Below are 7,364 nucleotides of genomic sequence, written 5' to 3'. Positions count from 1 at the left end.
GTCCCCGTCAGCGCGACGTCGATGTCTAGCCCGGGGTCATTCAGGCCACTTGCCGCGTAGAGCTGGTGGACATCGATGACGGCCGAGATGATGCCCCAGAAGCGGCTGCCGCCGCCCGCCGTCGGCACAAAGACGGGAATGCGGCCGACAAAGCCCCGCCCTCCCTGGGCCAGATCGACGGGACCTGCCAGCACAAGAATGCCAAGGTCGCGCGCGCGAAGCGCGGCCGTTCGTTGCGCCTCGCTCTTTCGGTAATCGAGCCCGATCGCCTTCTGGTTGCCTTCCATGGGATACATCAGTGAGATGACGAGATCGGGAGCACCGGCGATGTTGCGCAGCTGCGATTTCTGTTGGAACAGGTTGCTGGCAAGGGAGGCAAATCTCTGCTGCCCCATATACGGCTCCGTAACCACAGTCGAGACCAGGCCCTGAACGAGTTGGAGGTTACCGTTTACATTGCCTTCGAGCTTGGCCCGGATGATATTGACCTTGGCTTGGACTTCGGCGCGCGCGAGCTGATCGGAGACTTTCGTGTTCTGCAAGTCGGCAAGAATCGCGCAAATCACAAGCACGGCGACCGCAATTGCCGCCGGCAAGTTGGCCGTTGAAAAAACTGCCTTTCTTGCGCCTTCGAAATTGAAAATTGCTCTGCCCGATCCACCCAATTGCGTTTCCTTGACAACAAGCCCACCGGTCAACCTAGAACGAACTGCTTAAATTTAGACTTCGAAGCTACATAAAAGCTTCCGGTCTCTGCCACCAAGTTCCGAAAGGCTGCACTTTGGCGCTCGCCTTCGTCCTTGTTGACGATGCGAAAGCAAGGCTCCAGCAAAACTCTTGGTGAAATCTTCGACCAGCGGCCGCTTCTGCCGCTCGTGCGGAGGGCGGTTGGGTCCTCCTCACTGGGAGTGCCACCCCGGGGGCCGGCCGGTGCAACGCCCGCGAATGGCTTGGCGTATCGACCGATCGCGCCCAGCTATCCGAGATAGTTCATCGGGTGCGGCACGGAAAATCAGGGACGAACATCGGCATAGTCACGGCCCTCGACGATGCCGTTGCAACCTTCAACTCAAGGAGCGACGTTCGGGAGACACGAACTCGGGTGAGGACATGCCCTGTGTCAAATCCGATTGCCCTCCCAACTTAGGTTTCCTGTGTGAAATGGCGACGGCAGGATTGCCGGCTGCTCCCGCGCGCTCATAGTCGCTTCATGAATGCGCAGTACGTGGAACTCGTCTTGTTTGAACAGTCGCTGTCAAATCTAGGCAGTATGAATCGCCCGTTTTCCGATCGCGTGGAAGACGCGGCGGAAAAGACCGCCGGCTCGGTGCTGTTCGACGTCCGTGTCGACGGCGACCGGCGATTTCAAAGAATTGCGGCGATCGGATATGGCGCGGACGGCACTGTTGCAATTGCCATGGGCAACGACGGACACCTTGTTTCGGCGTCCATTGACGGAGGCGAGGCCTTGGTTGCCGAAATAGCGGCCTGGTGCTCGCTGAGCATGGCCGAGCAGTCTTCTATCAGCTGCAATGATGCCCCTGCCAGACTCCTCGCGAATTTGCGAACGGCCGGCATCCTCGATTGAAATGGCCGCACGGGTAGCAAGTAGGTGCCGTCGAACGGCGTGCCCGGTTATCAGGGCGCGCGCCCCAGAGTTGAGGCACTTGCCAAGACCCTTCTGGAGAACCAGCGGCAAGCAGGCATCATCCTCATGTCGGGGGGATTGCTGACGGTGTCAGTGGGAATGCCTCTTAAGATCGTTCGTAGCTTCGCTTGCGACCCCGGGCCAAGTGTCCCGACGGGGCAGGTCCCGTCATTGCTGGTCAGTGACGGGCCTTCGCGCTGGCACTGCTACCACCTTCTTGCTCGGATCCGACTAAAGCCCAACATGGAAGCGCAAAGGTCTGACCCATGAAACAACGGAGCCTTTTCCACATTTGGAAATGTGACCGTCGATCATTGTCTTCATCGTCGGTTGGTTGATTACCCGCCACGGCTCGCTTGGCGTGGCGGGTACTCATTCATGGAGAGCGCATGCATCCTGGTGAGATCATCGCGAACGCGTTTGCAGCGGGATTGGTCATCATCCTGATAGCTGTCTTTTTTCTGATTTTCGGGAAGCCGCTCTGGCCTGAACGACACGTCCGGATGGTCATCATCCCGCCTGCTCACCGAATGACCACCGCTATCAAGAGTGCAGGGCCAGACCTGCCAAACAAGATTGATTTGGAAGTTGTGCGCCCGAGGCCGACCACCAACAAGAGGACCTGAAGCGCCTTCGAAGCGATGCTCGCAGAGGCTTCGACGCGGCGGTTCACCAGTTGGCCAGCGCGAAGAATAGGCGCGAACTCCTATTATTTCTGGCGAAAGGCGGAGTGGAACGACACAACCAACGGACCTAGCACATAGTCGAGCGCGGTGCGTTCCTCGGTGACGATCATGACTGACGCCGGCATGCCCGGATAAAGCGCAATCTGTGGGGCTGCAGCCAATTCCACCGGGTCGACTGCTACGTCGGCAAGATAGTAGGGAAACCCGGTCTTGCTGTCGGTAATGCGATCCGCCGAAATGCGGGTGACGCGACCATGAACTATGGGTATTGAGCGCTGTTTGTAGGATGTGAAACGAACTTCGGCACGCCATACCGGGTCGCAGGTTCGATATGTCCTCGACGCGAGTCTGAGGGACGACCAGCGAATTTTCGGTCGGAACGATATCGAGGATAGTCTGGCCCGGCGAAACGATCGCGCCGATCGAGAAGACGCTGAGATCCATCACCTGGCCGTCATAAGGCGCGCGCACTTCGGCTCGGTCCATGGCAGCACGGCAAGGTTCGATTGCGTATCGATCAGCATGGCTGATAGTTTGGCTCGGCGCTCATAGGTCAATTGGGCGATCTGCCCGTTGAGTTCGGCTTTGCTCTGTTGGCTGCCGGCTATAGCGCCGAGGTTCTCGTCGATTAGGCCCTGCAGATCCGAGGCCGATCTTTCCAATTCCAGAATGCGCGGGCGGGTGGTCAATCCAGCCTTGAGCAGCTTTGACAGGCTGGCCTTCTCGTCGATCGTCGATTGCATCTGGGCCTGGTAGGATTGGACCCGAGCCTGCTTGCCCTGGATCTGCTCCTCGAGCTCGGCGATCCGCCGCTCGAGAATCTGCCTGGCGCCGGCCATCGAGGCGCGCTGGCTTTCCAGGTCGGCGATCTGGTTTGCCATCGCATCCCTGAGGTAGGCCTCGTGCTCCTTGAGGATGTCCTTGGGAAAGGCAACAGCCTCGCTGCCATCCAGTTCGGCCCGAATCCTGGCATCGGTTGCACGCAGCAGCGCATATTGCTGGGCATAGAGATTGAACTCGGATCGTATCATGGTGTCGTCCAGCTTCAGCATTATGTCGCCCTTCCTGACGACGTCGCCATCCTTGACGCGGATTTCCTTCACCGTTCCGCCGTCGAAGTGCTGTACGCTCTTGCGATTGCCTTCCACCTTGACGATGGCGTCGGCGAGCACGGCGCCGTTCAGTGGGGCAAAGGCTGCCCAGCCGCCGAAGATACCGAAGAAGGCAACGATGATCAGCAGGCCGATATAGGCTGGCACCCGGATCGAATCCGGAGCGAGGATGCCGGTTTCCCCGGGCAGGCTTCGGTAGGTAAGGGCGCCGTCGCTCATCGCTCTCTCCAAACACGGCTCATTGCGTTACCACCGCCATTGGAGCCGCGCGCTGGTTGAGCAGCGCCACGATCTCGTTTCTCATGCCGAAGGCCTCGACCGCGCCATCGCGCAACAGAAGGATCTTGTCGACATTCGCCAGGGTCGAGGGCCGGTGCGAGACGATGATCACCGTGCTGCCCCGGCGTTTGAGCTCGATCGCACACTCGCTCAGCGCGCGGTCGCCATCGGCGTCCAGATTGGAGCTCGGCTCATCAAGAATAATCAGGTTCGGCGTTCCGAACACCGCACGAGCAAGAGCGATCCGTTGCCTATATCCTCCCGACAGCACTGCGCCGCCTTCGCCAATCTGGGTCTCATAGCCTTGCGGCAGGCGGATGATCATCTCGTGCACGCCGGCGAGCCGCGCGGCCTCGATGACCTCCTGGTCGACATTGGTCTTGAAGCGGCCGATGTTGGCGGCGACCGTATCGGAGAAGAGTTCGATATCCTGCGGCAGGTAGCCGATGTGGTCACCAAGCGCGTCGTGTCCCCAATGCGACAGATCGGCGCCGTCCAGCCTGACGGTGCCGCGGCTGGGTTGCATGACGCCCGCGAGATGACGAGCCAGCGTTGACTTGCCGGCGCCGGACGGGCCGACAATTCCCAGCGCCTCGCCTGCGTCCAGCCGGAATGATACGTCCCGGAGCAGCACTTTCTGCTGGCTGGCAATTGCAAAGCTGATCTGCTCGACCGAAATCTTGCCGGTTGGCTTCGGCAGGTTGAACGATCTTGCGTTCTGCGTGCCCCCGTCGACCAGTTTGTGAACCCTCGCCAGCGCCGCCCGCGCCAGGATCAGGCTGCGCCAGAGGCCAACGATCTGTTCGACGGGCTGCAGTCCTCTGCCCAGCAATATGCTGGCCGCGAACATCGAGCCGGCTGTGGTCTGCCGTTCGATCACCAGATAGGCGCCGAGGCCGAGGATCAGCGACTGCATGGTCAAGCGAAGGAACTTGATCATCCCCGACATCAAGGCGGCGCGGTCGCTGGCTTGCGTCTGGCGTTGAAGCGCCAAGCTGCGGTCGCGTCCCCAGCGGCCGATGAGGCCTTCGATCATGCCCATGGCGCGAATGACTTCCGAGTTCCTCAGGCTCATATCGGTGAAATTGTAGTTGGCCGTCGCCAAGTCGTTGGCCTGCTTGAGCGGGGCGCGCACCAGATATTCGTTGAGCACCGCCATGGTGACGAGCAGCAGCGACGAGCCGAGCGCAAAGAAGCCGAGCCAGGGGTGCAGCAGGAAGATGATGGCGATGTAGATGGGCGACCATGGCAGGTCGAACAGCGCATTGATGCCCATGCCAGTTATGACCTGCCGGAACGTGTCAAAGTCACGCACTGGCTGGCTCTGAGAGGAGCCCGACTGCGTGGTTTCGACCGACGCGGCCACGATCCTCGCGGACAGCAACCGGTCGAGGCGTACGCTAGCCCGGGTCAGGATCGTGGCACGCATGAGGTCGAGACCTGCCAGCGCAAGGAACGCCGCCAGGAGCGCGATGGTAAGCATTACCAGCGTAGTCTGGCTACCGCTGGTCACAACACGGTCGTAGATCTGCAGCATATAGAGCGGCGAGGCGAGATAGAGCAGGTTGATCGCCAGGCTGAAGCCTGCCGCGATCAGGAAATAATGACGGCACGCCAGAAGGGCGTCCTTCACAATCTGCGATTTTCTTTCGAGACTCAAATACCCAGCGGAGAACCGCCCCCCTGTCCACCTGTATGCCGATACTATCCCCGATCCTTCAGCCGGCCACGCGGCCCGTCGGTAGTCCCGTCGTAAACCTTAACGCGGAGGCCCAATCACATCGAGCAACGAGGTGAGCCGCAAAGCGACTCACCTCCTGGTTTCAAAGCACGAAGTCGCTCGCCGTCAGTCCGAGCCCGGTACCGGTCAGCGTGATCTGGAAATCGGCGCCTGTGTTGCCGGTTACGTCCGCACGGACGATTGTGTTGCCGCCACTTTCCGACCACGTGATACTGCTGGCGACGGTATTCACATTCTGCCCTCCGAACAGGAACGCCTGATCACCGGCGGCTCCGCTGGCGTCGATTGAGGACAGGTCGATCTTGTCGACCCCATGCACGAAGTCGGTGATGGTGTCGAAACTGCCGGCACCCGGCGCAGAATCCGCAACGGCTGATCCGTAATAGAATGTGTCGGCGCCCAGACCGCCGCTAAGCGTGTCGGCGCCGGCACCACCGACCAGCCGGTCATTGCCGTCGCCGCCGGACAGGGTATCATTAGCGCCTTGGCCTAACAGCGTGTCATTGCCGGCCAGGCCAAAGATCTGGTCCGCCCCGCCATTGCCGTAGAGTATATCGTCGCCGCCTACGGGGCTGCTGAGATTGTCGCTTGAGTTGCCATTGCTGCCGGTGATGACCTGGAAAGTTTCGGAATACTGGTAAGCAGGCCCGACCGGATCGCCGACCTGCGTTGACTGCACGGTTATGGAATACGCCTTGCTCGGCGAGAGATCTCCCGAGCTCAATGTGTTGCCGGCGATCGAAAACAGTCCAGGGTCCGATTGCGAGGTGATGCTGTAGACGAAGCCGCCGGGATCTGCATCGGTTGCGGACAGTGTTCCCGTGAACTGGAACGAACTGAAAGTCACATTGTCCGTCGTAGTGCTCGGTGTGAGCTGAATGTCCGTCGGAGCAAAGCGCGGCGGGGCATCGGCGGTGCCGAGGACGTCGATGGCGACCGACGTGTGGGTGCCGTCGGCGCTGACCACATCGAAGTTTTCGGTATAGTGCTGGCCGGCGACGAACTCGTCATGGGCCGAGCTTGCCGTGTAGGTCCACGCACCAGCCGCATTAATGGCGAAGGTGCCGTAGGTACCGGCGGTGGCGGCCTGGGCGACGAAGGTTGCGGGGCTGTCGACGTCCGAGATGGTCAGTGTGCCGGAAGTCGAGATATCTGCTGCCGAGTTGGTCTCGGTCAGGTTGGCCGAGGCAGACGATAGCACCGCCGCGTCGTTGGCGCCGTGGATGGTGATGTCGATCACCTTCTGTGTGCCGTCGAGGGTGGTGACCGTCACCAGTTCGTGCAGAGTGGTGTTCGCTCCGGTGCTGTTGAGCGCCTGAACGGCCGCGTTGGCGTCGTCCAGGGTGTAGCTCCAAGCGCCGTTCACGTCCATGGAGAACGTGCCATAGGTCTTGGCGACGGCGGCCTGGGTGTTGAAGGTCGCCGTATTGTCGACATCGGTCGCATTGAGATCGCCGGTCGCCGGCGAGGTGCCGGCCGTGGCGTTGGCAACGCCGGAGGCTTCGGTCAGCGAGCCGCTGGCATCGCCGGTGATCACCGCCGCGTCGTTGGCGCCGTTGATCGAGATGACGATGTCCTTGGTCGTGCCGTCGGCGGTCTGCACGGTGATGGTGTCGGTGAGTGCCAGATCGCCGGTGTTGAGCGCCTGGACGGCGGCATCATCCTCGTTGAGCGCGTAGCTCCACTCGCCGGCCGCATTGATGGTCAGCGTGCCGTGGGCGCCGTTGGTCTGCACCGAGAAGTCGGTGCCGCTGTCGACATCGCTGGCGTCGAGATCGCCGGTCGCCGGCGAGGTGCCGGCCGTGGCGTTGGCAACGCCGGAGGCTTCGGTCAGCGAGCCGCTGGCATCGCCGGTGATCACCGCCGCGTCGTTGGCGCCGTTGATCGAGATGACGATG

General features: G+C 61.1%; 7 protein-coding genes and 2 pseudogenes. 2 read left to right on the top strand and 7 right to left on the bottom strand.

What is annotated here, in order from left to right; genetic code table 11:
* The coding region (locus tag EN964_RS18570; protein ID WP_245490668.1) for a CHASE domain-containing protein at positions 1-584 on the bottom strand (584 nt) is incomplete at its 3' end.
* Positions 585-1,210: 626 nt separating this feature from the next.
* Between EN964_RS18570 and EN964_RS18560 the strand changes: the two genes are divergently transcribed.
* Together EN964_RS18560 and EN964_RS18555 are read left to right on the top strand one after the other, a co-directional pair.
* Positions 1,211-1,588, top strand: coding sequence for a hypothetical protein (locus tag EN964_RS18560; protein ID WP_127267917.1), 378 nt, complete (start codon positions 1,211-1,213; stop codon positions 1,586-1,588).
* Between the two features lie 449 nt (positions 1,589-2,037).
* Positions 2,038-2,274: a hypothetical protein gene (locus EN964_RS18555; RefSeq protein WP_127272447.1), complete on the top strand. Its 237-nt coding sequence runs from the start codon at positions 2,038-2,040 to the stop codon at positions 2,272-2,274.
* An 83-nt stretch (positions 2,275-2,357) separates the two neighbouring features.
* On the opposite strand, the gene EN964_RS38655 is transcribed toward EN964_RS18555, so the two are convergent.
* The 6 genes and pseudogenes from EN964_RS38655 to EN964_RS18540 form a co-directional block, all read right to left on the bottom strand.
* On the bottom strand, positions 2,358-2,501 hold the full coding sequence (locus EN964_RS38655; protein WP_245480675.1) for a hypothetical protein: 144 nt from the start codon (positions 2,499-2,501) through the stop codon (positions 2,358-2,360).
* Positions 2,502-2,702, bottom strand: a pseudogene (locus tag EN964_RS39120) (HlyD family secretion protein); the annotation flags it as partial.
* Positions 2,701-2,778: pseudogene (locus EN964_RS38645) on the bottom strand (hypothetical protein); the annotation flags it as partial. The pseudogenes EN964_RS39120 and EN964_RS38645, both read right to left, overlap by 2 nt.
* Positions 2,778-3,665, bottom strand: coding sequence for a biotin/lipoyl-binding protein (locus tag EN964_RS18550; protein ID WP_245490667.1), 888 nt, complete (start codon positions 3,663-3,665; stop codon positions 2,778-2,780). The gene EN964_RS18550 and the pseudogene EN964_RS38645, both read right to left, overlap by 1 nt.
* A gap of 19 nt (positions 3,666-3,684) precedes the next feature.
* Positions 3,685-5,358 carry a type I secretion system permease/ATPase gene (locus EN964_RS18545; protein ID WP_236383531.1) on the bottom strand — a complete coding sequence of 558 codons (1,674 nt, stop codon included), beginning with the start codon at positions 5,356-5,358 and terminating at the stop codon, positions 3,685-3,687.
* A gap of 190 nt (positions 5,359-5,548) precedes the next feature.
* Positions 5,549-7,364 (bottom strand): VCBS domain-containing protein (locus EN964_RS18540; RefSeq protein WP_206520066.1); only part of this gene is annotated, 1,816 nt, incomplete at its 5' end.

The sequence above is a fragment of the Mesorhizobium sp. M7A.F.Ca.CA.001.10.2.1 genome, assembly GCF_003998575.1.
Taxonomy (GTDB): domain Bacteria; phylum Pseudomonadota; class Alphaproteobacteria; order Rhizobiales; family Rhizobiaceae; genus Mesorhizobium.
The sequence above is the reverse complement of the archived record's forward strand: the minus strand, read 5'-3'. Positions and strand labels throughout refer to the sequence as shown.

Bases quoted from the DNA above. Each gene is read 5' to 3' on its own strand.
- EN964_RS18560 (WP_127267917.1), top strand. From the start codon at position 1,211: ATGAATGCGCAGTACGTGGAACTCGTCTTGTTTGAACAGTCGCTGTCA.
- EN964_RS18555 (WP_127272447.1), top strand. From the start codon at position 2,038: ATGCATCCTGGTGAGATCATCGCGAACGCGTTTGCAGCGGGATTGGTC.
- EN964_RS18550 (WP_245490667.1), bottom strand. From the start codon at position 3,665: ATGAGCGACGGCGCCCTTACCTACCGAAGCCTGCCCGGGGAAACCGGC.